General features: G+C 39.9%; 1 pseudogene. It reads right to left on the reverse strand.

What is annotated here, in order from left to right:
- Positions 1-589: pseudogene (locus AC27IT_RS27880) on the reverse strand (DUF6612 family protein); the annotation flags it as partial.

Genomic DNA, 589 nt, shown 5'->3' on the forward strand with positions numbered 1-589 from the left:
ATACTCATCTTGCATTAAAACTTCGTAATCTTTTTCACCATTTCTTACGACGTGTACAGGGACTGTTTTTGCCGGAAGTAATTCAACTGGCTCACGATAGCGTTTTGCTACTCCGTCAATAAGTTCGTTTACTAACTGCTCGTTACTCAGCTCACCCGCCTGATATTTTTCTGCAAGTGGTGTCATGACTTCCGCTAATACACTTGCATCGTTAAATCCTTGAATTTCGACTTGTACGACGTACGCACCATCTTCAGCACTATACGCTGCATCTTTAATGGTATATTTTGTAGATGAAAGAGCTTTTAGAAAAGCGCTGCTTACTTCGTTTAACTGCTCATCGGTTATATTTGAGCTCAATGATGATAAAGCCCCTTTAAAATTCGTTTCAAAAAACTCTACAAACGAACTCTTTTGGAACTCCCCTTTTTCTTTTACCTGTTTCTTATCTTGCTGATTCGGATGTTTAGCAACAAATTGATCTGTATTTTGATAAACAGTGGCTTGAATTAAAGCATCCACGTATTGTCCCGCTTCCTTGGCATAGGCAGCCTGCTTTTCTTTACTTGGCGTTTCGGTGCTGCTACCA

The sequence above is a fragment of the Brevibacillus sp. YAE8 genome (assembly GCF_057543335.1).